Source organism: Clostridium algidicarnis, assembly GCF_000703125.1.
In the GTDB taxonomy this organism is placed as follows: domain Bacteria; phylum Bacillota; class Clostridia; order Clostridiales; family Clostridiaceae; genus Clostridium_L; species Clostridium_L algidicarnis.
Window position 1 is genome coordinate 109,853 of sequence record NZ_JNLN01000001.1, and the last position, 26,419, is coordinate 136,271.

The following is a 26,419-nucleotide window of genomic DNA, read 5'->3' on the forward strand; positions in this document are numbered from 1 at the left end:
CGCTGGTTTGTTTTTTAATATATATTAAACTTATAAACAAATTCTATGGATACTCTAACCTATTTCCTAATTCCACATTTTTGTCATTCTTTTAGATTTCTAAGGTATACCATTATAGTAAATCTTGGTCAAAGCAATTGAGTAATAGATTATTTCGGTATAAATCAAATCTTTTTTCTTAGTATATTATTGTTTCCTAAAGTTTATAGTTATATCCTAGAAATACTAAAATATATTAATAAAACCACCCTAAATCTAAAAAACACCCCATTAAATTTTACTCTAATGAGATGCTTGCACCTGGTAATCTTCTGGGCCTCCGAGGTAATTGAGAGGAACAAAGTTACAACGTTGACTCCCCATATATTAAAAATATTTTTTCAATACATCATATATTTGAGAATGTCCTTTCACAGATAGATAATCTCTATTTTCTTGTAATTTCACATGAGGTGTCTTGAAGATTTCACTTTACTATGGTAACCTTTTCTATATATACTTTTGAATAAATCTTTTTGAAGTGGTAGTGAGAAATTTTAACGTTAGGTGGGAGAATTTATATAATCTCACTGAACGATAATCATGAATAGGAGGTACTGAAAAATGGAAGCACAGAAATTATTAGATGCCTTATTGGTTGCCGAAAGGTTAAAAGATACAACTCGCCATTGCTATACAGCAAAAGGTAGGCATGAAAGCGTAGCCGAACATAGTTGGATGATGACCTTAATGGCTTTCTTTATGCGGGATGAGTTCCCAAAAGTAGATATGGATAAGGTTATTAGAATGTGTATCATCCACGATTTAGGCGAATGTTTTACTGGTGACATTCCAACCTTTGATAAAAACCAAACCCATGAAGAAACGGAGAAAAACCTGTTGTATAACTGGGTTAGTTCTCTGCCAAAAAGATACGCAGTAGAAATGAAAGAACTTTACGAAGAAATGGCAGAATGTAAAACCATGGAAGCAAAAATCTATAAGTCTATTGACAGCCTTGAAGCATTGATTCAGCACAATGTTTCCGATTTGTCTACATGGATTCCCAAAGAATTTGACCTTAATCTGACCTATGCTGACGATAAAGTTGCTTTCTCCGATTATCTCAAAATATTAAGACAGGCTGTCCGTGAAGATACCATCAAGAAGATTGAAGCAGCAAAATAAATCTCCCTAAAAACCATTTTCCTGCTTACTCTGACAAATTGTCATTTGTTGTTGAGGTTTGACCTGGTCAAGCAAAATGTAGTGAAAGCTTTTGAAATATATTGAGATCCTTGGTCACTATGAAATATCTCTTTAATATTACTTTGTACCCTTTGTTTCTTTTAATTCTTAGCTACACGCTTTATCATATTTTTTATTTGCCATTTGTAACACCAATCTCCTAAATTTTTAGATAATATTACAACTTTAGTATATCACGTCAAGTATTATTTTTTTATATTTATGCCCTATTATATTTTATAATACATTTCTAAACTAGAGCTTACTTCTATGGTTTAACATATAAATAAATAGAGTAGAAGCATGCTAAAAAGCACCCCATTAAATTTTACTCTAATATATATCAAAAGAATTTAATGTTGCTAGAACCTTTGATTTTAGAGGAGTTGAGTTATCTAAAAAAGAAATTACTTTTAGTAATTATTTTGATGGATATAAAAAGTTCGACGACTGGATTGAAAACTTAGCCAGGATTCATAATAAGAATAAAGTTTTCATCGATGCAGAGCCGACAGTACACTTTTGGTTTCCATTGCATAATCACATCATTCAGAAAAAACTTGCCAATTGTATGTAAGTCATCATTAGTTATATTGCACAGTTTATCTTTCCCATCTAACGTTTGTAATAAATCACCAAAAGATATTGTTGATTTATTTAGGGCTGCAAAAATAAATAAAGGAATAGGCTTAAAAAAGGCTACTGTGGTACTCCATAAGTCTACATAATAAATTTTTGAGCATCTATCCGATGTTCTATTTCTCATGCCAAATACAGTCATCTATTATAACAAGTTATATAGAAATACTTAATTCATTGGTTTTGTTTTATATATCAAGTGATTCTTAGACTCAGGTGGAGTTTGCTTATAAGGAATACATCTCTCCATCTGAGTCTTAGAAGAACTTATCCAGGGGCGTAGCAGCCGTCATCCCCCACCTTGAAGAGGATAGGGGTGTTACGGATGGTAGCCATCGGATAAATTATAAATGCTAGAGTATTTCTAAAAATACTCTAGCAAATCAAAGATTATTAAACTTATACGAGAAAGGTAGTTGAGGAGAACAAAGTGACACTCTTGCTACTTCCACCTTTGGCATAAGCAATGTGCATAATATACACTTTTACATCATCATCTTAATTTCTTTAGACTTATCAAGATCAATGTAAAGCTCTCCCTTATATGGGTTTCTCTTAGTTTTCACTATCTTATATATCATATAAACAAATACAGCTATATTACTTGCAAGAGCTATTACTGCTAAAATTGTATAAATAGTAGTATTGTAAGTTGATTTAACTACAAACATTCCTGTATCCTGGAAATTCGGAAAAGTTTGAGCAAACATGCACCATATAGCTAAGGTCTGAGCTCTATGCTGTAGCCAAGCACCCTTTCCAACAGTAAATGCGCAAAGAGTTGGTGCAATAAGTAATGCTAAGCCTGCGTACCAAGAATGAGTAGGTATGCAATTATAAGTGTATACAAAATTCCATAAATCATATGCAATAATCCAGAACCAAAGCATATCAGGCCATAGCATATCCTTACTTTTGTCCTTTTTAGTTTGTTTTCTAATTACTATTCCAAACCAACCAGTTATAGCAATGATATTTAGTATACCAGCCGCTGCATTCATATAATTCCATGGACCACCCATTACCCCTACTACTTCACCTCCAATAGCTCCTGAATTCATCATCCAATAAGTGGATCCAACCTCAATATCTCTTGCTACTGCTTCTATAATATTAATAGCTAGAATCAGCGGTGGAAAGCATAGTGCGATTTTATTATCAGCTAGTCTCCAAACAACCTCGCCAGTAATTTTATCCTTTTTCTCAATATGACGAATACACCAAAATCCAATACAACCAGCTGTTGCAGAATAAACTTTAGCTAGATGAAACCAATCAGTATAGGTAACATCCTTTAAAACAGTCATCCAAACAATTGTCAAAATAATTGGTAAAATAACAAAACTAAAAAATCCTGCCCACTTCTGTCTTCTAGAAAATTCATTGAATAAAAACAAACCTGCAAAAACTACAAACCACATTCCCCATGCAGAAAACATTGTTGCCCCTTCAGCATAATTAAATTCAAACATTTAATTCACCCTCTACCCCTATTAAAATTTAAAATTACTTTATAAATTTTTTTATAGTTAACTAAGTTATTTAAAAAGTTTCTTTACCTTTTTAGTTGTAATTTTCACTTTACGTTTAAGCACTTGTTTTATAACTACAGGTTTTAAATCCTCATAGGCTACACCCTCACCATCATATTTTCTTACAAGGGAAATAGCATCAAACTTACATTTAGTCGTACATTGACCGCATCCTACACACAGAAATTCATCTACAACTGTTGCCCCACAACTAAGACAACGTTCAGTTTCTTTCTTTATCTGGTCTTTAGTAAAAGTTTCACGTAAATCTTTAAAGGTTTTTCGTGATTTACTTCCATCCACATGGCCTACACTCTGCCTAGGAGTACTATCATATCCTTGAAGTTCTAAATTTTCCTTATCTAATGCATGATATTCTTTTCTATCTCTACCAATAATCAAACTTTGCCCTGGCTGAACATAACGATGAATTGAAATTGCACCTTCCTTACCTAAAGCAATAGCATCTATTGCAAATTTAGGTCCTGTTAATGCATCCCCACCAGCAAAAACATCAGGCTCACCGGTCTGCAATGTAAATGTATCTGCCTTAATAGTATTATTTCTATTTAGTTCAATTTTGCTACCTGATAAAAGTTCTCCCCAGTTTATTCCTTGACCTATTGAAAGTAGTACAGTATCAGACTTAACTATGATAGTGTTATTTTCATCATAACATGGATTAAATTTTCCACTTTTATCAAATACAGAAATACATTTCTTGAATTCTACTCCTGTAGCACGACCATTTTCAACAATTACTCGCTTTGGTCCCCAAGAATTATTAATTTCAATTTCCTCTGATAATGCTTCTTCAATTTCCTCTGGAAGTGCAGGCATTTGTTCACGACTTTCCAAACAATACATTTTTACTTGAGTATTTCCAATTCTAGTAGCTGTTCTTGCAACATCTATAGCAACGTTGCCACCCCCGATTACGATTACATTACCTTCAAGTTTTAACTCCTTACCTAAGTTAACATCTCTCATAAAGTCTATACCGGTTATAACATTTTCTACATTTTCACCTTCTATTCCAAGCTTTCTTCCCATACAAGCACCTATTGCAATATAAAAGGCTTTAAATCCTTGTTCTCTTAACTCATTAAGACTTACATCTCTTCCAATTTCAACGCCTGTCTTGAATTCAACGCCTAATTCTTTCAGTATGTCAATTTCAGCATTTATTACATCCTTTTCAAGTCTGAATGAAGGTATTCCTAAAGTTAACATTCCACCAAGAACCTTTTCTTTTTCAAACACAGTTACTTTATAACCATCAATTGCTAAGTAGTATGCACAGCTAAGACCTGAAGGTCCAGCTCCCACAACAGCAATTCTTTTACCATACTCGTGCCTACGTTTGGGTACATATCTATGATCAGTATTTAAATCTTGCTCAGCAATAAACTTTTTGATTTCATCAACAGCAACTGGCTCATCAATATCTCCCCTAGTACAATCTGTTTCACACTTTCTTGGGCAAATACGTCCACATACTGCAGGAAACGGATTTTCTTGTTTGATAAGCTCAAGAGCTTCCCTATATCTTCCTTGAGATGCAAGTTTAACATAACCTTGAACTGCAATATGAGCTGGACAATTGGTTTTACAAGGACTTGTACCTGTATCAACTACATCTTTTCTATTGGTCCGATAATCAGGATTCCATTTATCTGGACCCCACTCAGTATCTCTTGGAGTATCAATTCTCTTTATCTCAGTAGTTACTGGTGTTTTTGAACATAACTTTTGTCCCAATTGAAGTGCATTAACTGGACAGTTTTGAACGCACTCTCCACAGGCAACACATTTATCTTTGTCTACTTTAGAAACATAGTTTGAACGTACCATGTCAGCATTGATGAACATACTAGCAGTTCTTAAAGCAAGACAAGAACATCCACAGCAATTACAAATAGCATGAGTTTTACCAGAGCCATCCAAGTTAGGTATTTGATGCATCAAACCGTTTTCTTCTGCCCTCTCAATAATTTCAAAGGCTTCTTCACGAGTAATCTTTCTACCCTTCTTCGTACGTATATAGTATTCTGCAGCGTGACCCATCTGAATGCACATATCCTCCTTAAGGTGACCGCAGCCTTCTCCCATAGCTTCTCTTGCTGTACGGCATGAACAATCAGAAACTGAGAAAATATCATTATCATTAAGATACTTGGAAACTTCCTCATAGGATGCTCTTCTGGTTTCGCCTTCAATGGCATGTTCTATAGGTATAACACGCATAAGACCTACTCCTACAGGAAAACTTCCTGTTGTCTTAGGTCCTCTTACCCTTCCATAGGCTTCAAAAGCTCTAGGAATCTGAGGATATTTTTTAACATTTTCCTTATTATTAACCATCATTTCCATAATACCTGGAACCCAAGTCTCATACCAAAATGTATCTACTCCATCGATCTCATTTACAAAACAAACCCCTATATTTGCTAATTCTAATAAAAGTTCTGTTGTTCTCTCTACAGATTTGCTGCATAAAGGAGCAACATCTTTAGCAGTAACTTTTTTACGTATTTCCATACAAAGCACAACTTCTGCCATTTCTTCTGAAACAACAGGTTCAAGAATCATATACTCGGGATCTGTAGCTTTGATTTCATTTTTCGAGCCACGTTTCTTATTACTGATGTGATTTGCAAGATCAAGTACCCTTTCCTTGACCATATATTATACCTCCCCATTTCATATTTAATTCAAGTTGCCTTATCAAAAACAAGTTACAATATGTCATTACCAATTGTTCCACAATATAGCATAACAGTTGTTATGTTTATACTATAATATATGTTTATCTTTGTCAATAGATTAACACTCCAAGTAGTAAGTGTATTGTGAAGATACGGAATATTTCATCCTTGGTATAATAGTGCTATAATATGTAAACTATGATGTTGTAAAAATATGATATACTATTTTAAAATGAGGTGAATAAAATGAACTCCAATGAACTAAATGAAAAAAAACAACATATTTTAGATGCTGCAATTAGTGTATTTATAGAAAATGGCTTTGAAGAAACAAGTATGCGCCAAATTGCCTCAGCTGCTGGGCTTACTACAGGTGCTATATATCATCATTTTAAGAACAAGGACGAGCTATTCTATCATGCAGTAAAGGAAGCCATGTACTTTGCTCAAAAACTTTCTGAAAAAGATGAAAGTAGTAATCTTAAAAGCACTGAAAATATGTTAAATGAAATTAGTAACAAAGTTAGGGAACGTATGTCAAAGATTAATGAACAACGCCTTTTAATTTTATTAATAGGTTACGTATTATCCAAAGGTGGCTCTCTTAATGAAAGCCTTAAACAAGATTATAATGAAATAATAAACAAGGTAGCAGATATGTACTTTTATGCATTTGGTATTGAAAATAAAAGCTGTAAAAAAAGTCTTGCTACTATTTTAATAGCTGCACTAGATGGTGTTGCAATTCAATATTCCCTTGGGGTTTTAAAACAGGAAGATAAAGAATTTAAAGACACCTTTGTGAATTTTTTTGCAGAAAGCATTCCTGCATTTATGCAAAGGGGTCCTTTCTAACCTAAATTACATAATACAAGGATATTTGTAACCTTTACACAGTATCCTTGTTTTTCCATTGATAAAATAAATACTATCTATTTCCCCTGCTTCTTTGTAATAATTCTTCCTCTTATACCTTATATTTACACAATACGCATCTTTTAATAAAAATCCAATAACTCAAACTTCAGTAAAACCCTTACTTTAAATTTTCTGGATAGGTAAGTAGACTAAGGAATCATAAAATTTTAGTTTTATCTTCAACTCCATTTATCTAGCATTTCGTGGCTAATAGTTTCAGCATTCGCTTGTGGCATAGTACCTTGTTTGTCTACATTTAATTTGTTACATTTCCATAATAAGCCAAAGACTAACTAAAACTAGTTGCTAACCTTTATCTTATCATGCAGGGATCACACCTGCTATATAGTAATAATGAAAGCTACGCTTTTCTTATCTTTTACGCCCTTACTTGGCATACTCTGGGGTGCTATATGGGAACAAAGTGAATTAGTAATAAATCCATGGATAATTATATAATTAAGGATTTTATTTTCATCCTCATCTAATTTAACTTCAAAATTTGCTAATTCATTTTCGCCTTCTATAGAACTTGAATTTTCATCATCAAATATATTAGAAAGCTGATATTTAGTTCCTCTTCCAACACCATCTGCTTCTAAGAATCCCTTATCTACCAATGAAGATAATATCTTATTACTATTTAATGTGTGAGTATCTAGAAGCTGTTGCAATCTGTTATTAGTTACACAGTCTTCTTGCTGCGCTGCTACTAAAGCCATAACTTCATCTTTACTTAATTTTAAATACTTTTCTTTAAGAACTGGTTTTAGCTTTTCAATACTTTCTTTAGGCAATATTGATGTTGTTTTTAAAGTAAGGAATATTTAAATTATCCGTTATTTTATTTATAATCTTAAAATAGAAATCAAATAAATTTCCAGACCATGTTCCATCTGATGATATAACTCTATAATCCCATCTTACTTCATCTGAAAGCTTTTCTCTATAATCTAGAAAATACTTAGGAAATTCATCTACAATCGTTCTTTCCTTTCCAAACATCAAAAGTCCTGCTGCAGTTATCCCTTCTTTTCCTGATTTCCTATCCTTTCCATAGGCACCTAGTTTATGCGATGGCTACCATACGTAACACCCCTATCCTCTTCAAGGTGTGGGATGACGACTGCTACGCCCCTGGATAAGTTCTTCTAAATGTTCCAGAACTCTTACCCTCATTAAATAAATTTTCCCCAATATTCATGTTCGAAACAACAATATCTACATTTCTTTGTCATATTTGCATCTATAATATATTCCATATCCTTGTACAAATAGATAAGTGAAAACCAATAACAATATAGCTATGATATCAATACCCATTAATGCAAAACACACTATCAATGCTACATATACAAATGTCATAATATCATAAGCTTTTGCCTTAGATTTGTTAGCAATTTCTATATTACGTTCATCACTTTTATCAATGTTGAGTTGTTTTTTCACTTCAGGATTACCTTTAATTGCTTTATACGAAATGTAATTCCCCATTCCATGACCAAAAATACCACAACCAAGACCGATACATACATAGGGCACGGCTAACATTACTCCTTGTGGATTAACAAAGAATTTTGACAGGCATAATCCTATCACTAATAAGGCTACCCCCATGACTATTTCAATATAATTTGACTTTAAACTTTTCATCATAATTCCTCCTCGAATATAAATATTTCTTCAATTGTCATTTCAAAGTAACGAGCTATCTTGAAAGCTAATATAATAGACGGATTGTAGCGTCCATTTTCCAGTGAACCTATTGTTTGTCTAGAAACTTCTAATATAGCTGCCAATTCTTCTTGCTTGATACCTCGTTGCTTTCTTATTTCTTCCAAACGATTTTTCATAACACTTTCCCCTTCTATGTTAAGCTAGCTTTCCATAATATGAATTATATTACTACTTTTTACAAATGTCAAGTATACTTTCCATAAGCTAACTACTTAAGATCACCTTCAAGTTGAAGGTACTATTATAAATCCCATTGAACATACAACAAACTGTGGGGTATAATCCCATGAATCTTAAAACAACATGGAAACTTCCATTAAAAAAGCATCCCATTAAATTTTACTCTAATGAAATGCTTATCCCTGGTAATTTCCTGAATTCCTTAGGTAGTTGGTGTGTTATTCAGCATGTAAATCATACGATTGCTCTATAACCTCCATGACTTTATCTATATCATCCATATCTTCAAAGAACAGTTCCACATCACCATTGCCCCATCGTCCTAGATTAGTAATGTCTCGACAAATATCATGAGGATCATGAACTTGTGAAAATTTCATATTGGCGGAAATACGTAAACGCTGCTTTTGAACTACAATATCTACAAAGTTAGTATCCATCTTATATGCAATATACAGCTTTTTGAATTCACGCTTAATATCTGGGGACAAATTAAGAATACGTCTATCAAGGGCATTAAATAGCATTTTTGTAACTACATTAAAATCATAGGTATTTAAATCGTATTTTTGAACTGATTTTTCTATCTCCATATAAGGTTCAAGTTCAACATCTGTAAGCTGTGGAAATTCCCATATCCGTACTGCTTTATCTGCTAATAGTTTTGCACGTTCTTGAATAGTTGTTTCATCCCAATTAGTTTGTTTTACCAAAAAACCATTAAGACGAAGCGCACTCTCTTTAAAACCACCTTCTATCTCCATTTTATCAAAGAAAGGTTTATCGCTCATTTCAGAGTTATAAGCAGTTAAAGTCAAATTACCAATTGTGTGAAGGTACCTTTTCTGTACCTCTTTCCACTTATCCCCCAGTGAACCTTTCCATTCATCACATAGATTGCTATTTTGTGGCATGATATGCTCAATAGTAAAGTTTTCAATTTTAATGGGAGCCTTATTATTGAAGTTTTCCAAATGACTAAGCACAAAGTTACGTGACCTCATATTATAAATATCTCTAGTAACAAAAGCTGCTGTAAATCGGTCATCTGTTGGGAACTCTTTATAATCATCTCTTAGTATGAAGAACGCTTTAATTGAAGTAAGGTAATTGTCCAGCTTGATTTCATTACGCAAAGTTGCAAATGTCTTATTCAGTGAATTTGTGGGAATATCGCATATGCTACGTCTAAACACATAGCTTATACAAAGTCGAATAATTTCTTTCAATTCATCCAATATAATTGTATCATTTGAGTAATCATTATGGACTTTAAGCAAAAATGGGTAAGCAACTTCCATCTTTAAATTACTGACATCTTCATATAATAAAACCAATGAAACTTCATCACTACGGCAAAACACCATGTTGGTATAATAAGTAGCATATATGTATAAATCCTGACATAAATCACGTATAGAACTAAATTCACAGTTTAGATGATATTGTTTAAATTCATCATAAACACGATTGATTTTAGGAATTCTAGTTAGCTTCATAGTCAGATAGTCACGGAAGAATTTATCCATAACAAAGTCTTGCTTGTCATAATCAAAAAGTAGTTCCATAGGCCTCCACATATGTTCATAAACATATGTCTGCTCCGTATTCTCTAATCCCATAAGCACATAATTTCGAATAAGATCAGATTCTGACAACTCTTTACCTGTAGAATTCAAACTCTCAAAAATAGCCTGTGGGTCATCCATAGTGCGGTCAAGAGTAATATTTACAATTTGTAATTTCCCTATAGATTCATAGACCTTTGCTGAAGGTAATTCCATGCTTTCAACCTTTGATAAAAAGAATTTAAAGTTACATAGAATTCTTGATTCTTCATTACCTTGAACAGGTTTATGCTCAATTAAAGCAATAAGTGTATCTTTATCAGTTTCAGTTAAAAGCATCTTATAACGTTCATCTGCTGATTCGTATTCATTTTTCAAAAGAACATTATCAATACGTCTGGCATTTATGCTTGTATCTTCAGGATGATTAATACCATAATCACGCAAGGCAATCAGCAATAATGTAAGTGTAGTCATACGCTGCTGTCCATCAATAATCATATATTTTTGAACACCAGTTGGCATCGCTTGCTCTGCTATATTTACAATAGAGCCCACAAAATGGCCAGCTTTACTAGTCTTTTGCATATTCACAATGTCATTCCACAGCCTTTGGCATTGCTCAACTTTCCAGCTATAATAACGCTGATAAACTGGTATTAAAAACTGTTTATTGCCATTTAGTATTTCGTAGATATTACCTTTTCTTGCATCCATTGATTTTCTCCACCTTTACTTAGTAATTCTTGTTACCTATGGGGTTTCGGTTCTTAGACTACTATATATAAATCATATTAACCTTGCTTAGCAATAATAATATTATCATTATTGACATTATTATACATCCCCCAATCCCTGGAAGTCAATTTTAATATATGAGTTATAAGGGGCTTGTTTTTTATATTTATTTAAATTTGGTTAATATAACTTTTGCGATTTTTATTATGGAAATCAACTAAAAAAGCATTTCATTAAAATTACTCTAATGAAATGCTTGTACTTGGTAATTTTCTGGGTTCCGGAGGTGTTAGGGGGAGACGAAGTTTCCCTCTTGCTATTTGCCATTGCTAATATTTCTGTTTAAGCACAGTTTCCCATTTTATTCTACCCTGGGTTCCTTGTAAGGACATGCTTCGCTGGACTCACTTGCTACAATATATTAGCGATTCATTAAATTCCAAAGATAACGAGTATTTTAAGGTTTTATCCAATTTCTGTATTTCTTCATTTATAACTATTTTTATCTTATCGCACAATTTTTCCTCAAACAGATTTATTCCGAGTAATGTTATTTTCATTTAATCCCTCCGCATAAATATTTATCTTTATAGATTGTAATCATCATTACATTTAAGATTATCATACATATATAAAATTATGGGAATTGATGTTTCTGAATCCAATAAATATAATTTTGTTATAATAGTTAATTCATTATGTTAACCTAAATTTAAATTTTTTAATATTTCTATTACCACCAATAGCCTCTAGATTTTTTTAAAACCTTCTGCTCAGCACTCTTTTCATGCTCTCTTTTTCCAAACAATTCATCTTCTCTTGCTATTATAGGATCAAACCAATCTGCTTTTTTCTTTGCCCACTCAATCCATTCAGTGGTGCTTCATCGCTCAAATCTGCTCTTAACTCTAATGCTTCTATATAAGCTCTGATTTTACAAGCCTCTTCATAATCCTGCGCGATATTTGTTAGTTTAGCTGTCTTATCGGCTTCTTCACTATATAATTTTTCTCGCTCTTCACGAAGCCTTATCTCTTCTTCTCTTTTTCTTTGTGCTTCTTCATCTGATTCACGTTTTTTCTTGACTACTTCAGATTGTTCATATAAATCTATCAGCATATCACCAAGCCGGGATTCTATTTTTATTTTCTCAGAATCTCTAAAATACTATTCCACTTCTTCTTTGAGGTAAATTAGGTGCCAGCATCATTACCTGCTCTATTCCTTCTAAGGATGTTCCATACATAAAATATCTTAACATTGTTCTCAGTCCTTTCTTCTATTAGTTTTTTAAATAAAAAAGAGGCGAAGACTATCGATCATAAGTTGACAGAAGACTTCGCCTCTTTGGGTTTCTTTATTTAGTTTTAAATTTATATAAAATAAATGCACAAAGATTTTTTATCTCAGTGCATTTATAGTTTTCATTTTTTGTTTTCAAATAATTGTTTGTGGTGCAAATTGGAATTTGTCTTAAAATTCAATATATCAATAATCTGTAACGAACAGTCTTCTACAGATAATTGAAATGTATCAACTGTCAAATCATAGTCGTCTTTTGGGAACAAATACTGATAAGATGCTTCTGCAGAACCCAAACATCTGCTTTTTCTCTCTTTTTCCCTTCTTATTAACTCTAACAGTGGACAAGTAACATGTATCAAGTAAATGTCGTATAATCTCAAAGCCTCAATTAGTTGCTTAAAGATTCGCTCACTTGTAATTACATGATCGATAATAACACCTTGTTGTGAATCAAGCATTTCAATTGCTTTATCGCAAAGATTTGAAGATATCTCAAATACATCGTCCTCATATATCACTTCACCTGTTGACATTTTAAGAAAATCATCAATTGAAATTATTCCGTATTCCTCATTTTTCTTATCTTTTATAAATTTTTGTAGTGTGACTGCCAATGTCGATTTACCACCACTGGACGGCCCATTAAGTAATATAATTTTCTTACTCATCTTTATCCTCCATATAAATTCCTATTTGTCTAATTGCGTATAAATAGTTCATGTTTTTCTACTCTACATCTTCTAAAATATATAATATAATTTATCCATCAGTTTATCAACTAAGATTTCCACTTTTTCTCTGCAATCATTCGTTTTACCCTATGTCATCTATAAATCGCCCTAAACCCACTATATGTTGTGCCAAACCCTATTATTTCCCCTCCGAACCACAATACGTCATCAGAATTATCCTCTCAACATGGCTCGAGAGGACAGGAAGTATATCTTTTTGAAACTCTCGTATGCCCCAAAAATTACATTATTTGTTTAACTAAATCATTGATTTGATATATACCGAAAACGTTAATAATATTTAATCTTCTTCCTTATATGGTAATATTGACCACCCCCTATTTCTGTAACTCGATAATATTTATTAGCGGATGTATCAACTTTAATAACAGGAATTAAACCACTATCTAAAACAGTACCATCTATATAGTAATGCGACTCACCATCATAATAAATATCATGATATCTTAGATTTTCTGATATTACCGCTGTTCCAATGTGTCCTGCAATTATTTTCATAGCAGCTTCCCCGCATTCAAAATTTCCTAACTGTGCTGAATATTTTTCTGTAAAAGTAAACTCGTCAGTCCCCCATTCCCACATATCTTCTGCTTCTCCCTCAATACCTGCATGGACAAATATCGTGTTGCCTTCCACATAATATCGTTTCAAATTCTGCATCCATGAAATATAGTAATCATCATTGTCATCCTCATCCACTCCAGACCCCAAAAATCTATCTTCGCCGATAGGCCACCTACCATCACATGCCATATCCTCGTGATTGCCAGCAAGAACAATAATCTTATCGGAACCATATTTTCGTTCTAGTTCCATAATCCTGTCAAGAACACCATAATTATTTTGGCCACCATGGATATAGTCTCCACAAAGGACAAGCTTATTCTCTCAAGAAAAATCTACAATCGCTAATGCTTCATCAAAAGACAGAAGACAACCGTGTATATCGCTCATGGCATATATATTCATAGCCAACCTCCTATTTTTGTTAAATAATCTATACAAATTCACTCGCTTCTTTACTTCATATGTCTTTAAAACAGTTCATATTTTTCTTCCTCTTAATGATATACTGCGCTTAGATATTTCAAAGCGTCTACCATATCACTAATGAAGTGCTTAGTAAGCTTAAATTAATTTTTGGCACAAGTTACTCACTAGAGTCTTTTATTTCCATAAACAAACCAATGCACATCTCCCAAAGCAGCAAGCATAAAATAGTTCTATAATACACTATAGAGGGCAGCTCGTTTGAACCGCCCTCTATAAAACTTTGGAATATGTACAATAACATTTTCCCTCGTATTTCTTGCATATATAATTCACCCTGTGGTGTTCTTTCACCCGGCACATATTGTCCTGGGTTCCAATTAAATCGCCATTATTATCCTTTGTTTTGCTTCAACAGCAACAGAATCTTGTTCTCTGTTCATTACCTCCGTACCATCTTTTCTTAAACAAAATGTTTTTTTACAAGAAGGACATTTTAAAATCTGTCTTATCTTAGCCTTTATATGTGGCAACCCTTTTTATATAATTACTTATCTTCATTTTTAAAACTAGATAAAATTGAGATCACTTCTTTCTCTTCTTGCTTTGTAAATTTTCCATTGGGGGCATTAGCAATTAAAGAAATATAATCGCTATACCAAAATGCAAATTCTGATTCATATGGCTGTCTTACAGAATTATCTATTCCTAGTTTTGATTCAGGTATTACTGCAAAAGATACAGAACCATCAACATCTTTAAAATCCGAATCGATTTTCATATCTAGGGTACCTGTCATCTTTAATTTAGCAACCACAAATTTTCCTAAATCTGAATGATTAGTGCCTTGTACATATCTGGGAACAAATTTTGATTCAGCTACTTTGGAAACCTCAACACGGATCATTGAAACAGCTGAACCTCCTCTATCGAAAGTACCTTCTGGAACTCCACCTATATGTGAATATTTAATTTCAACTCCACGTTTGTTGGAAAGAGTTATTGTTTCATCCGTTGAAGTTACTTCTTGTTTTGAAATCTGCCAGTTACTTGGATATGAAATTGTAAAATTCGGATAGGTAACAGCATTCCCTTCACCAAATTTCGTTGTATAATATCGATCCAAAGTAATGTTTTTAACGGAAGTTTCATTATTAGTAGTGGAATCTTTTAACTTATCATCTAATTGAACTTCTCCAGGCTTAGCAAATAATTGATTTTCCGTTCCATCAGTTTTAATTCTATAAAAATTTTTATCTTTTTCATAGTAAAGCCATTCTCCATGTAATTGCATGTCGGGCAAACAGTCAACATCTATAAGTAAATGTTTTTCCGTGCCGTCCGTCTTTATTTTATATATGCACCCATCAGATACGTAGTATATATATCCCTCGCATTCAAGTATACCTCTAATAGTTCCTTCAACAATTAGTTGCTGTTCAGTTCCATCTGTCTTCATTTTATAAAGATCGCCATTTTTATAATTTTCATAATAAATCCAATCCCCATCAACAATCATGTAGTCTGTTCTTCCATCATAAATTGCTTGTAATTTAGATCCATCTAACTTCATTTTAAATATTTTATCTTCATTTGTATTCACTTGCGTGTCATAGAAATAAATATAACCGTCTACAATATTCAGGGAATAGCCAGATGCGACATTCATATTATATATTTTATCTTTATTTTTTCCATTAAAATCCACCCTATATTCACTGCTATTATAAATTTTCCCATCAACAAGATGTAATCCACCCCTCACATCTTCTCCGGCTATTTGTTCATAACAGGTTCCATCAGTTTTAATACGATATACTCCAATGTTATTGTAATAAACCCAATTATCTACTACATTTATGTTGTAGACTCCACCTTCACTCTCAAAAATTTTGATTTTTTTTGTTCCATCCTCTTTGCATTTGTATAACCCATCATCCAAACTATAATATATCCATCCATTTTCTTCGTCAACTTTACCACCATTAGAAATATTATAGTTTGTGTTTCCTAATCGTTTAGCGGGTGTTGAGTTTTCTCTATTTGTTGTACAAGCTGCGAAAATCATTGCTGAAATGACAAAAAGAGAAAATACCAATATTATTTTCTTTATACGCATAATAATCTCCTTATATACTATCTTTCTTATACTTTAAAAAAATTTCAGTTTAATAACAAGAATTTTGTAATTTAAACAAATTTAATTATTTTCTTTTGAGTTTAATTTAATAATAATATTAAAAACTTTAAAGTGGATATTTAGTCTTTTTTCAGCACAAACAAACAATTTAATTATTTGAATTATTGCTAACAAAATTAAATATATAAAAATTGAATTAAGAAACATACCGATTATATTAAATATACTGCTTAACGTTCTCTGAATTGTATTTCCTCCTATTGATATATGACTGATATTTATCAATTGCCAAATAAAAATCGGCATTGATTTAATAATCAAATCTACTATTGCATTAAGAAATTCATATAAGAAAGCACTTTTATTCTTCAATTGTAGCAAAGTCGCAGCAATAGATTTAATTTTGTTCCCTTTAAAATTTCCTGAATAGTACTTATTGGGACTAATAGGCTTTGATTTCCAAGTCCTGTAATCAGTCATACGCACAACATAGTCATAGTAGCTTTCACCAATCGAATCATAATGTTTTGTCAAATCTATTTCGAATTTTTCGAGTTTTTTCTCATGTGCTTTGTATTTTTCCTCACTAATTTTCTTGATTGTATAATCTTCCACACTTGGGTATTTCTCATTATCCAATCTATGATATTTCAAAATTATATCATCACCATCTATATAATGTTGATGCATAAACGGATTTCCTTGTCCCTTATTAGCAGCAAAATTCATATGTATAGCTGTATCCATATAACGTGAATTAAATGAATTTCCACCATCTAAAAGATAGAGATTCCGGGTTTTATTATATATTACATAAAATCCGTAATGATTATATATTTCTGTATCCCCATCAAACTTTATCCGTTCTTCATTCTCTAAATATTCTTGTAATGTGATTCCTTGCTCAAGTAATTCAATGTTTTGCTTAAGTAAAAAGTTCTGCTCATTTACCTTATTATTTATCACATCAATATTTTCCACAACATTCCTCCTAGATCATTTATTATAAATACTTTTTATATAAATGAAGTGAATAATTTTTATATTTATTATATGCTTCATTTAATTTGTCTTGTTCTATTAATTTGCAACAAGATAGCACTAAATCGTTATACATTTTATTGAACATTTGCTTTTGATTCTTTTGAGTTTTTATTTTTTTAACTATTAATGGTGCAATCTTGTAATATGTATCAATATCCTCTGGATAATTTTCTTTAACATATGAATCTCTAAAGTTTCGTAGCGTTGTAAGCTCTAAACAGTCATCTGAAAATTCTATTCCTTTTGTGCTCATACAAGCTGATGTCAAATAACAACCTCCACTATCTTTTTTCCCTGTTGCATCCTTATATAGCGGACAATTCTTATAATCATCTGACAGCAAGTTGACACCACAATAATTTGCAAATCGGTTCTGTATGGGAGCTCCATCCCTATCACCACTAGCCAAACACTTATTACCATTCCACATTGATTCTTTTAAAAACGGACAAATAGCCATAATATATACCTCCAATTTATTAAACTACTAATTTAATTATATATTTATAAATTTTTTAATCATTCAAGCACCTTAATAGTTCTTGTCAAAATTTTCATTCAATCCAGACATTTACATCATCTTTTGTTGTATTTGTCATGCCATTTATATGTCCATTACATGTATCACCCATATCCTCATCTTGTTTCTTTTTCTCCTCAAATAAACCCTCTTCTAGCTGATTGATTAGTAAACCTTACTCAACCTAGAACTTTTCGTTGGTAAGCTAAATCATTTACCATTTTATTTCCCCTATCAATAATAACCTTATTGATTACTCTTAACCTCTCTGTTAAATCTTGATCTCCCAAATCTATTAGTGTTGATTCTCTCAAATTCACCTTATTATTTTCTAAATGTTGTTCAATATTACTATAAAAAAAATCATTATAAGTTGAAAAACAATTCTCGCTATACCATTTCTCCCATTCACTGTATGTATTACCTAAAGAGACTCTTTCAAGGAATAAATCTATTCTATCAAACTTACTCCAACTTCTTTTATTAATGCTAGATTTAGATTTTGAATCTGCTGCATTAAATCCTTTAGGCCCTATTATAAAATTACCTATTGAGTGGGTTAACCCTGAAAAAATAATAAATTCCTCTAAAAGTTCATTATTATATCCATTCAATGAGAATTCATCTCTATGTGCATATATTTTTTCATACTCCTTCATAAAACTACCAGTTATATTATATTTATCACATAACTCATAATAATTAGGTACATTAGTCATTAATGCCCCTTTGTAAATAGAAATAAATGAATTTGCAGTATCCGTTTCAACAATTATATTATCATTTAAATAAATATGCCTACCTTCATAACCCATAACCTTAAATCCGTTTTTTTCTAAGAGAAGACACATAATAGACATGGTTAATTCACAAGAATCTGGATCAGAAACTTTAGTGGAAGCCCTCTTAAATAGCAACTCTCTTTCTAATGGATTGTGGCATTCTTTTAAACATGTATTTAGTAATTTGAAATCATAAGTTGATGGATTATCTAAATTAATGAAGCTTTTTACTAGTTCAATATTAGATTGTTTTAATTTTAACATTTTAGTATTTCACCCTTCCATTTATTATTTATCTATTTTCATTTTAGACTTTTCTATTCTCTGTCTTTGTGCTTTTAGCTATATATTTTAGAAACACCTACCTAGAAAGCATGTGTTTCACAATATACATATGATTTAAAGCCCACTCTTTGTTATCTCTATCTACAAATCCTATCGTTTTTATGCTGCAAATTCAGGAAAATCATTAAGAAATACCTTACGTACTGTAAATGCTAATTCCTCCATAAAGATATCATCTTCATCACACTGAAAATTATTTTTTTTATTGCATGCATATTTATCCTTGAAATACTTCTCTTTCTTGATAAAATCTTTAATTCCTGGTACATATCCTATCATATTATTTGCTGCAACCCTATAAAAAATTTTATCGTCACTTTCCTGTAACCCGAATGCAACTCTATAAAACCTTAAATTAGGATTAATTGTAAAGTAACGTTCTGGCAAGCCGTCTGCCATAGAAAAGGTCCTTACAAAAGCTTTTATTTCTGTAATAATGTTTTTTGCTTTTTCATACTCAATTTCTGTAAGAAATATGTTTTCATTTATACCTTTATAAATATTATCAAACTTATTTTCAAAATAATTCCACCCAGCATCATAGTCCTCTTTTCTATCTGGAACATAATTATAAGCTTGGCTACGTTTATAAAGATACACAATTTCTAGTAATGGACTTAATACCTCTTTAACCAATAACATTTTGCTTTCCTTATTCATAAACAATCTCCCTTCAAATCTCATTTTTTAGTTAAACTTAATTTAAATACAAACTATTCAATATTCAAAGAACAATAATAAAGCTTATATTATTATTATAAAAGTACTATAGGTGTATTTTTCCACCTAAAAATTAAATTCAAGAATTTTTTCATGAAAAATATAAAATTGTCAGCTATAACCTTATCCCTTTATTTTCCCTCTTATTTGCAATAAGCATCTATTTTTACTCCAAACCATACTTATCACTAATTCTTTTAATCTTTTCTTTAACAGCATCACGCACCTCTTTCGGCTCTATGACCTCAACTCTATCACTATACTGCATTGCCCAATTTACCATTGCATATGGTGAACATTCAACTTGAATAATGTCATCATATGGTATCTCTGTTTCGCTTTTTATGTATTTAAAATTATCACCAAACCAATCATGTAAAAATGTATAATTAGGACTTTTCCTTCTATCTTTATTCCACTCTCTAACCCCACTATTTATTTTTAGAGTAATCATTTTTGGTTTGTCAAAGGACATATTCAAATGTTTTAGTTGAAAATCCTCGCTCCATTGAAGTGGAAGATTTTCAACTTGATTTTTAGGAGTTATTTGACTTCCTGATATCCCTAATTTCTCATTAACACCAGGTATATCAATATCTGTCATCAAGTCAATTCTCCATATGGACATATTCTTTAGTAATCCCTCTCTATGAAAATTTTCCTTACAAGCCAGTAAATAATACCTTCCACTACTTGCTACTATATAATAGGGACTAACAACATCTTTCGTCCCCCTTACTGGTTCAAGCTTCTTCTCATAGGTATAACCATTAAATCTAAAACTAACCTTAACTTTATTATCAATAGCTCTTTGAAGAATAATAAGATTCTCTTTAAGCAATGTTCTATCTATTATCTCAGGTTCTCGTATCTTACAAATCTGCTTATAAACTTTTTTATAAAAATTAGTTGTTAAATTGTCTTCAATTTTTTTAATAAGTTCATCTGCTGTTTTAGTATCAATTGTTCTAGATGATAAAACACCTTCAATCAAAGTATTTATTTCGTTATAAGAAAATGTCCTATTATAATACAAACCAACTATACGCATTGTATCATCATAAACTTCATCACTTTCATCATCCTCTAAATTATCGGCATCATCTCCATGATAATCTTTAAAATCCTCAAAATATATTCTCCATTCACTTTCTTTTTTATATCCATGCTCACCACTATTCATTGTCCGTGCCATATCTTTTATGAGACGATTGAATGTTTGCTTGTCCCCCATATATTCAGTGATTTCTTTACTTGCTCTCATCTTTGCCTGTGTTGTGGTATTTTCACTATCTGTGTTCTTTTTTAAATATTCAAGCACTCTATACATTCTTTCAAACCTAGCTGTCCTACTCAGTTTTCTTTTAGCCAATAAAGCTTCACCTCACATTATTGATTTTTAATTAAAATCTTACTATATATAAATTTGTGAATTTATCCTTTTAATTATTATTTGGCACAGTTATAGTTTATACAATACACTTATTTCACAAATCAGATAACTTATTGTACTACAATTTCTGGTAAATTTCAATTACTCCAATGTAATAGACAAACGAAGTTTTCCAAACATAAAACACCCTGCTTCTGCAAGGTGCTAACTTCTGTAACCTATTCTTTTATCTCTCAACATCCACGCTCGTGCCTGACTTGAACTCTACTATGAATTTTTCCTCATAAACCGTTACCTTTTCAACCATTCTCCTCACAAGGGATTCATCGTATTCTTCTATCTGCTCCATCTGCTCTGCAAGAAACTCCTGCATCTCAGCAATTCGCTGTTTCAAACCTTCCCTTTCAGCATTCTCTGCCATAGCATTCTGCTTTAGTTCTCGCAAACGGTCTATCTCATCAGCAAGGTCATTATAATCCTTTTTGGCATTGGCTCGTTTCAGCAGTTCCTTTTGCAATTCTTCCAGTTTTGCATTTATGCTTTCCATAGAACTTTCATCTTCCAAAGCAAGTACCGATGCAATGTTCTGCTCCAATGCTACAAGCATATCATCCTTGCCACCAAGTGCCATATTGATAGCTTTTATTACAGCCTCTTGCAGTTCTGTTTCCTGAACCGTAGGAGCATCACAGCATTCTGGACCATGTTCCACTCGGGTGACACATCGCCACACAAAAGAACGCTTGCCTCTGTTATTCCAAGCAATTCTGCGATATATGTCACCACACTTTGGGCAATATACAATGCTTGAAAGAGCATACTTGCTACTATAAACTCTTTTCTTTCGGTCAGCACCACTATGGAGATTAACTCTTCTTAGCATTTCCTCCTGCACCTGCATATAAAGGTCTCGGGGAATGATGGCTTCATGGCTATTTTCTACATAATACTGTGGAACGATACCGTTATTTTTAACTCGCTTTTTCGTAAGTACATCCACCGTGTATGTCTTCTGCAAAAGGGCGTCACCGATGTATTTCTCATTTTTTAGGATTTTCTTTATAGTTTCTGGTCTCCATCTTGCTTTCCCAGCTGCAGTTAGGATACCATCTGATTCCAAACTTTCTCCGATTTGTTTTAGCCTTGCTCCTTGCAGATACTCCAAATAAATGCGTTTTACAATCTCTGCCTCAGTAGGTTCAATAATTAGATGACCTTCATCATCTTTGGTATATCCCATAAAACGATTGTGGTTCACCTGTACCTCACCATTTTGGTAACGGAACTGCAATCCCAGCTTTACGTTTTCGCTTAAGGATTCCGATTAAACTACTCACGCTTTTTAGTATTGCTTCCACTTATACCATCATCCGCAAATACACCACTTAGCTGCCATTCTTCATTTTGTTGTATAAAATTAGTGTACTGCTCTATCTGTGCCTCGTAACTTGTAGCTTGCTCATCGATGTCGGTACTTACACGGCAGCACGCTGCAACTCTGTGTTTTGGCTTGTCTTCCGTTTTTAGCGAGAGGGTGACGTTCCATATACATTCTTATATTTCTTCCTAACCATTGGACTGTATTAGTAAGTATACTTTTTATGTCTGCTAGCTTAAAGTAATTCAGCCATTCCGTTACATATTCTTTGAGTTTCTTCTTTAACTTTTTGTAACCTTAGAGCATTACTTCTAGAGGTTATTTCCTTTATTCTAGTTTTTATTTTAGCTATACTTTTAGAATGTACCCTAATTTTAATACCTGCTTTGCTAGGATAGAAGCCCTATACAATAAATTTAATTTTCCCGATGTACGATATACTTGTTTTTTCTTTATTTGCTCTAGGCTTTAGCTTATTTTCAATATACGAGAGAATATTTGCTAGGATTCTTTCTGTACTTCTTTTACATTTTTCAAACAGTACCATATCAGTGAAACTTCGATTAAAAAAGCATTTCATTAGATTTTACTTTAATGAAATGCTTGTACCTGTTAATTCCATGGGCTCCTGGGTAGTTGAGGGGAACAACTTGCCTCTCTTGCTATTTACGATTACTAATATTTCTGTTTAAGGGCAGCTTTCCATTTTCTTCTACCCTGGGTTCCTTGTGGGGACATGCTTTGCTGGACTCACTTGCTAATAACATATTCTACTGTGTTTTGTCAATATTTTTTCCATAATATTCATTAATTTAATTTATTAACCTCATCAAATCCATAGCTCCTATCTTCAATATAGCCATTCTCATTACTTTTACATGAATAAAAAGCCGTTATTAAATCACCAGTACTACCCAATAAAATTCACTGTAGCTCATAACTTTTATTTGTTTTGATTAACATTTTATTGGAAATTCTATAAATTCCTATACACTAAAAAATTTAAAAGAGATACTATTCCCCCGATACTTCCTATAATTAATACTGAATCTAAAGAGATTGCACTATTTAATTTTAATCAATATCCTCTTCAAATACATTCTCATATTCTTCTATTTTTAACTCTAAGTACTCTTGAATTTCTTCTGCAACATCTTCTATATTCCTAATTATTGAATTTCCAAGTTCTAAATTTTTCTTATAGAAATTCATATAATAGGTTCTCTGTTTTGATTTTGAATTTCTATCTTCTGGTTTATTAAATGCATTTTTAGGCATCAAATACTTATTAATACTAGTATGCAAATCACTTAGCAGTTCAGGAGTATATAAAATTGCATGATAATTTTGAAACCAATAAGCTTCATCAGTATTTTGTTTTAGCTCTTCTATTTCATTCTCATCAAACTCTTTATCTTTTAAATAATATGAAATTAATATCTGATTATTTGACTTAAGTACCAAAGCTTTCTCATTTTTTATTATATCATCAAACTCCAGCAATTTTATAGCATAATAGAAGTATAGCTGTTCTTCATTAAAAGGCTCTTTAAGCGCCTCCTTATATCTTACTTTAAAAAATTCTTTTACCTTTTGCTTATCGAACTTGTCCATTTTAGTGAATTTGTCAATTGAATACAACATGGCCTCCGGAGAGTATTTAAATATAAAGCATAACTGGTGATAATCATAATTTTTAACCTGATATTCATCAAGATCTAATTCTCTAAAATATCTTGTTTTAAAAAAATTATTAATAAGGACTTTTTTTTGTTTTTCATCATTAAGGCTTGAGATTCTGTAAATTATTTGATTAATGAAATACAACTTATAAGCAAAATCTTCACTTTGATACTTTTCCTTAATTTTTTCTTCCTTAATAAGTTTCTCATTGCAATGAGCCATTATTTTTTTCCAGTATCTTTCTACCATATTATAACTATTAAAAGCTTCATAATCCCAAACTTCTTTTTTACCATCATTTCTTTCAAGTTCATATTTTTCTAATACATGGTCAAATATTTTTATTACTTTTTCACTATCATTCTTATTACAAAAGAAATAAAAGTCATCAGAAAAATAAGAAAACTCACGACATTCTATATCTGAATTATTAAGTTCTATCTCTATATCGTTACTAATATTTTTTAAGTTTAGTTCAGCAAAATATAATGATAAATAATTTCCCATTATTAAACCATTAGTTGCTCCTAAATTCATACATGTTAAAAATCGTTCATCATGATTTTCAAAGTCTAATTTATGAGTATATATTCTTCCGTAATACTCCTTTATATCTATCTTTATCATATTATCATATATACATAATTTTTCAAAATCCTCTTCTAATTGCCTGTCATATTCTCCAGATTTAAAATCACCTGTTTCAATATTTGCTGACAAACGCTTATGTAACGGATCCATGCATTGAACGTCATTAAAATTTGACATATCTTTAAAATATTCATAAGCTCTCATAAAATTCAATATGTTAGGCATTTTAATTGTACGATATTTATCTCCTTGCTTTTTGACTCTAAAATTAAATGGTTTAACCCAACACAAATCCCAAAGTTCAAATTCTGAGACTTTATCTGGAAACTTTAGCTTGTCAATATTTAAAAAGTTTTTTACTGGATTTTTAAAATTATATAAATTATTATATTTCATAGTTCCCCCCTGTTTCTTATTAATGTATATATAAAAACAAGGATACTTGTGATTTTACACATAGTGCCCTTGTTTTTTTGATTTTCTTTACTCTGTTTCATTTTCAACACACAGCAATTTTTCTTTCCTTATTTCATGTAAGTCTTTTCACTACCCTTAACTATGGTCCATTCATAAACACTTAAAGCTGACCATCCAGTAACTTTTTCTCCCCATTGATTAAATGTAAGTTTTTGACCATTATATTCTACGGTTTTAGTATCAATAACTGTAGCTTCTGAATTATCAAAATTCTTAATTATAACAGTATTCCCAGCTTTAATGACTCCCCATTCAAATAACTTATCCATCCTTGGAAGATAAGATCTTGTGATAGGTGTATTTCTCTTTTCTGAATATACAGGTCTTTTCTTGTCATCAACTTCAACATAGAAATCTTCTAAAGATGGTGGAGGTAATATTCTATTGATATCTATGAAATAATTGTCTCCAATTTTTAAAGGACTTAATTCAAAACAACTTATATCTACATTATTAGCTATAAGCCAAGCAACTGCAGAAAGAGTTTGACTATCAAAGGAAGATGCTATAAGTATAATTCTTTGCTTAAAATTAAAGGTTTTAGCTGCATTATTCTTTTCAAGAAAATCATTCAATATTCTTGTCGCTTTTTCATAGGCAGTTAAATCACCTAATTCAAATTCGTCTTTATATTTTTCAATATAAGAAGCAAATATCTTATCAACAAGCTCATCGGTAGTTTTTATCTTAGCATAACTTGCCGCATATCTTATTGCCTGAAATTCAAAAGCCTCTCGTCTTTGTTTAATATCTTCAACATCTCTTTTAATTTCAATTAGTACAAGATTACCATTCTGATCTACTGCAGTTAAATCGCTTCTGCCATTTTCTTTATTGACAACCTGCTTACCAACAACAAGAAGAGTTTCATCCTGAAATATTACCTCTATATTTGACCTTAAGAATTCTTCAACATGCTCTTCTTTCAAATTTAGATTTTTAAAATTAGTATTTGTTATCTCAACATCTTGAATGTTTATAGACTTATTTATTGTAATAGGTATTAGTATTTTCCTCACCCCTAATATAAAAATAATTTTATATTTTCCGTA

At 31.7% G+C, this 26,419-nt stretch carries 25 protein-coding genes and 1 pseudogene; 2 read left to right on the top strand and 24 right to left on the bottom strand.

Annotation, left to right across the window (positions count from 1 at the left end; translation table 11 throughout):
• Positions 1 to 603 precede the first annotated feature (603 nt).
• Positions 604 to 1,167: an HD domain-containing protein gene (locus BV55_RS0100535; RefSeq protein ID WP_029450741.1), complete on the top strand. Its 564-nt coding sequence runs from the start codon at positions 604 to 606 to the stop codon at positions 1,165 to 1,167.
• A 523-nt stretch (positions 1,168 to 1,690) separates the two neighbouring features.
• Here BV55_RS0100535 and BV55_RS0100540 read toward each other — a convergent pair.
• The 3 genes from BV55_RS0100540 to BV55_RS0100550 all read right to left on the bottom strand — a co-directional run bounded on the left by BV55_RS0100540 (position 1,691) and on the right by BV55_RS0100550 (position 6,083).
• Positions 1,691 to 1,993: a hypothetical protein gene (locus BV55_RS0100540; RefSeq protein WP_029450742.1), complete on the bottom strand. Its 303-nt coding sequence runs from the start codon at positions 1,991 to 1,993 to the stop codon at positions 1,691 to 1,693.
• Between the two features lie 358 nt (positions 1,994 to 2,351).
• Complete coding sequence (locus tag BV55_RS0100545) at positions 2,352 to 3,338, bottom strand: DUF5692 family protein (protein WP_029450743.1); 987 nt, start codon at positions 3,336 to 3,338, stop codon at positions 2,352 to 2,354.
• Positions 3,339 to 3,404: 66 nt separating this feature from the next.
• Complete coding sequence (locus tag BV55_RS0100550) at positions 3,405 to 6,083, bottom strand: FAD-dependent oxidoreductase (protein WP_029450744.1); 2,679 nt, start codon at positions 6,081 to 6,083, stop codon at positions 3,405 to 3,407.
• 269 nt (positions 6,084 to 6,352) lie between these two features.
• Between BV55_RS0100550 and BV55_RS0100555 the strand changes: the two genes are divergently transcribed.
• The gene (locus BV55_RS0100555) at positions 6,353 to 6,961 is read left to right on the top strand and encodes a TetR/AcrR family transcriptional regulator (protein ID WP_029450745.1); all 609 of its coding nucleotides are present in this window, start codon (positions 6,353 to 6,355) and stop codon (positions 6,959 to 6,961) included.
• A gap of 404 nt (positions 6,962 to 7,365) precedes the next feature.
• On the opposite strand, the gene BV55_RS0100560 is transcribed toward BV55_RS0100555, so the two are convergent.
• From BV55_RS0100560 to BV55_RS0100655, 21 genes and pseudogenes are all read right to left on the bottom strand, one after another.
• Complete coding sequence (locus tag BV55_RS0100560) at positions 7,366 to 7,821, bottom strand: Fic family protein (protein ID WP_029450746.1); 456 nt, start codon at positions 7,819 to 7,821, stop codon at positions 7,366 to 7,368.
• Entirely contained in the window at positions 7,814 to 8,029 is a 216-nt protein-coding gene (locus BV55_RS0100565) for a hypothetical protein (protein ID WP_051652342.1), read from the bottom strand. The genes BV55_RS0100560 and BV55_RS0100565 overlap by 8 nt, the downstream gene beginning before the upstream one ends.
• A gap of 216 nt (positions 8,030 to 8,245) precedes the next feature.
• Positions 8,246 to 8,677: a DUF6442 family protein gene (locus tag BV55_RS0100570; RefSeq protein ID WP_029450748.1), complete on the bottom strand. Its 432-nt coding sequence runs from the start codon at positions 8,675 to 8,677 to the stop codon at positions 8,246 to 8,248.
• Positions 8,677 to 8,877, bottom strand: coding sequence for a helix-turn-helix transcriptional regulator (locus BV55_RS0100575; RefSeq protein ID WP_029450749.1), 201 nt, complete (start codon positions 8,875 to 8,877; stop codon positions 8,677 to 8,679). Before BV55_RS0100575 ends, BV55_RS0100570 begins: the two co-directional genes overlap by 1 nt.
• A gap of 282 nt (positions 8,878 to 9,159) precedes the next feature.
• A complete protein-coding gene (locus tag BV55_RS0100585; RefSeq protein ID WP_029450750.1) occupies positions 9,160 to 11,226 on the bottom strand; it encodes a DUF262 and DUF1524 domain-containing protein in 2,067 nt (688 codons plus the stop codon).
• 425 nt (positions 11,227 to 11,651) lie between these two features.
• Positions 11,652 to 11,807: a hypothetical protein gene (locus BV55_RS15485; RefSeq protein ID WP_157469573.1), complete on the bottom strand. Its 156-nt coding sequence runs from the start codon at positions 11,805 to 11,807 to the stop codon at positions 11,652 to 11,654.
• A 265-nt stretch (positions 11,808 to 12,072) separates the two neighbouring features.
• Positions 12,073 to 12,366 (bottom strand): hypothetical protein, encoded by a 294-nt coding sequence (locus tag BV55_RS0100595; RefSeq protein ID WP_029450751.1) that lies wholly within the window; start codon positions 12,364 to 12,366, stop codon positions 12,073 to 12,075.
• A 305-nt stretch (positions 12,367 to 12,671) separates the two neighbouring features.
• A complete protein-coding gene (locus BV55_RS14990) occupies positions 12,672 to 13,220 on the bottom strand; it encodes a phosphotransferase-like protein (RefSeq protein WP_029450752.1) in 549 nt (182 codons plus the stop codon).
• 354 nt (positions 13,221 to 13,574) lie between these two features.
• Positions 13,575 to 14,171 (bottom strand): annotated as a pseudogene (locus BV55_RS14715) (metallophosphoesterase); the annotation flags it as partial.
• Between the two features lie 503 nt (positions 14,172 to 14,674).
• Positions 14,675 to 14,827, bottom strand: a complete 153-nt coding sequence (locus BV55_RS15490; protein ID WP_157469575.1) for a hypothetical protein — start codon at positions 14,825 to 14,827, stop codon at positions 14,675 to 14,677.
• A gap of 14 nt (positions 14,828 to 14,841) precedes the next feature.
• On the bottom strand, positions 14,842 to 16,413 hold the full coding sequence (locus BV55_RS0100615) for a DUF5050 domain-containing protein (RefSeq protein WP_029450753.1): 1,572 nt from the start codon (positions 16,411 to 16,413) through the stop codon (positions 14,842 to 14,844).
• Positions 16,414 to 16,494: 81 nt separating this feature from the next.
• Positions 16,495 to 17,415 carry a hypothetical protein gene (locus tag BV55_RS0100620; RefSeq protein WP_029450754.1) on the bottom strand — a complete coding sequence of 307 codons (921 nt, stop codon included), beginning with the start codon at positions 17,413 to 17,415 and terminating at the stop codon, positions 16,495 to 16,497.
• 22 nt (positions 17,416 to 17,437) lie between these two features.
• Entirely contained in the window at positions 17,438 to 17,938 is a 501-nt protein-coding gene (locus BV55_RS0100625) for a hypothetical protein (protein ID WP_051652343.1), read from the bottom strand.
• Between the two features lie 239 nt (positions 17,939 to 18,177).
• Complete coding sequence (locus BV55_RS0100630) at positions 18,178 to 19,044, bottom strand: hypothetical protein (RefSeq protein WP_029450756.1); 867 nt, start codon at positions 19,042 to 19,044, stop codon at positions 18,178 to 18,180.
• Between the two features lie 180 nt (positions 19,045 to 19,224).
• Positions 19,225 to 19,785, bottom strand: coding sequence for a hypothetical protein (locus tag BV55_RS0100635; RefSeq protein WP_029450758.1), 561 nt, complete (start codon positions 19,783 to 19,785; stop codon positions 19,225 to 19,227).
• A gap of 226 nt (positions 19,786 to 20,011) precedes the next feature.
• Complete coding sequence (locus tag BV55_RS0100640) at positions 20,012 to 21,217, bottom strand: WYL domain-containing protein (protein ID WP_029450759.1); 1,206 nt, start codon at positions 21,215 to 21,217, stop codon at positions 20,012 to 20,014.
• Positions 21,218 to 21,464: 247 nt separating this feature from the next.
• Complete coding sequence (locus tag BV55_RS14720; protein ID WP_479723173.1) at positions 21,465 to 22,496, bottom strand: recombinase family protein; 1,032 nt, start codon at positions 22,494 to 22,496, stop codon at positions 21,465 to 21,467.
• A gap of 71 nt (positions 22,497 to 22,567) precedes the next feature.
• Positions 22,568 to 22,705 carry a recombinase family protein gene (locus BV55_RS15980; RefSeq protein ID WP_479723178.1) on the bottom strand — a complete coding sequence of 46 codons (138 nt, stop codon included), beginning with the start codon at positions 22,703 to 22,705 and terminating at the stop codon, positions 22,568 to 22,570.
• Positions 22,698 to 22,865 (bottom strand): hypothetical protein, encoded by a 168-nt coding sequence (locus BV55_RS15945; protein ID WP_084170455.1) that lies wholly within the window; start codon positions 22,863 to 22,865, stop codon positions 22,698 to 22,700. The genes BV55_RS15980 and BV55_RS15945 overlap by 8 nt, the downstream gene beginning before the upstream one ends.
• Positions 22,866 to 23,690: 825 nt before the next feature.
• A complete protein-coding gene (locus BV55_RS0100650) occupies positions 23,691 to 25,286 on the bottom strand; it encodes an RNA-dependent RNA polymerase family protein (protein ID WP_029450760.1) in 1,596 nt (531 codons plus the stop codon).
• 128 nt (positions 25,287 to 25,414) lie between these two features.
• A complete protein-coding gene (locus BV55_RS0100655) occupies positions 25,415 to 26,386 on the bottom strand; it encodes a PDDEXK family nuclease (RefSeq protein ID WP_242850830.1) in 972 nt (323 codons plus the stop codon).
• Positions 26,387 to 26,419 lie beyond the last annotated feature (33 nt).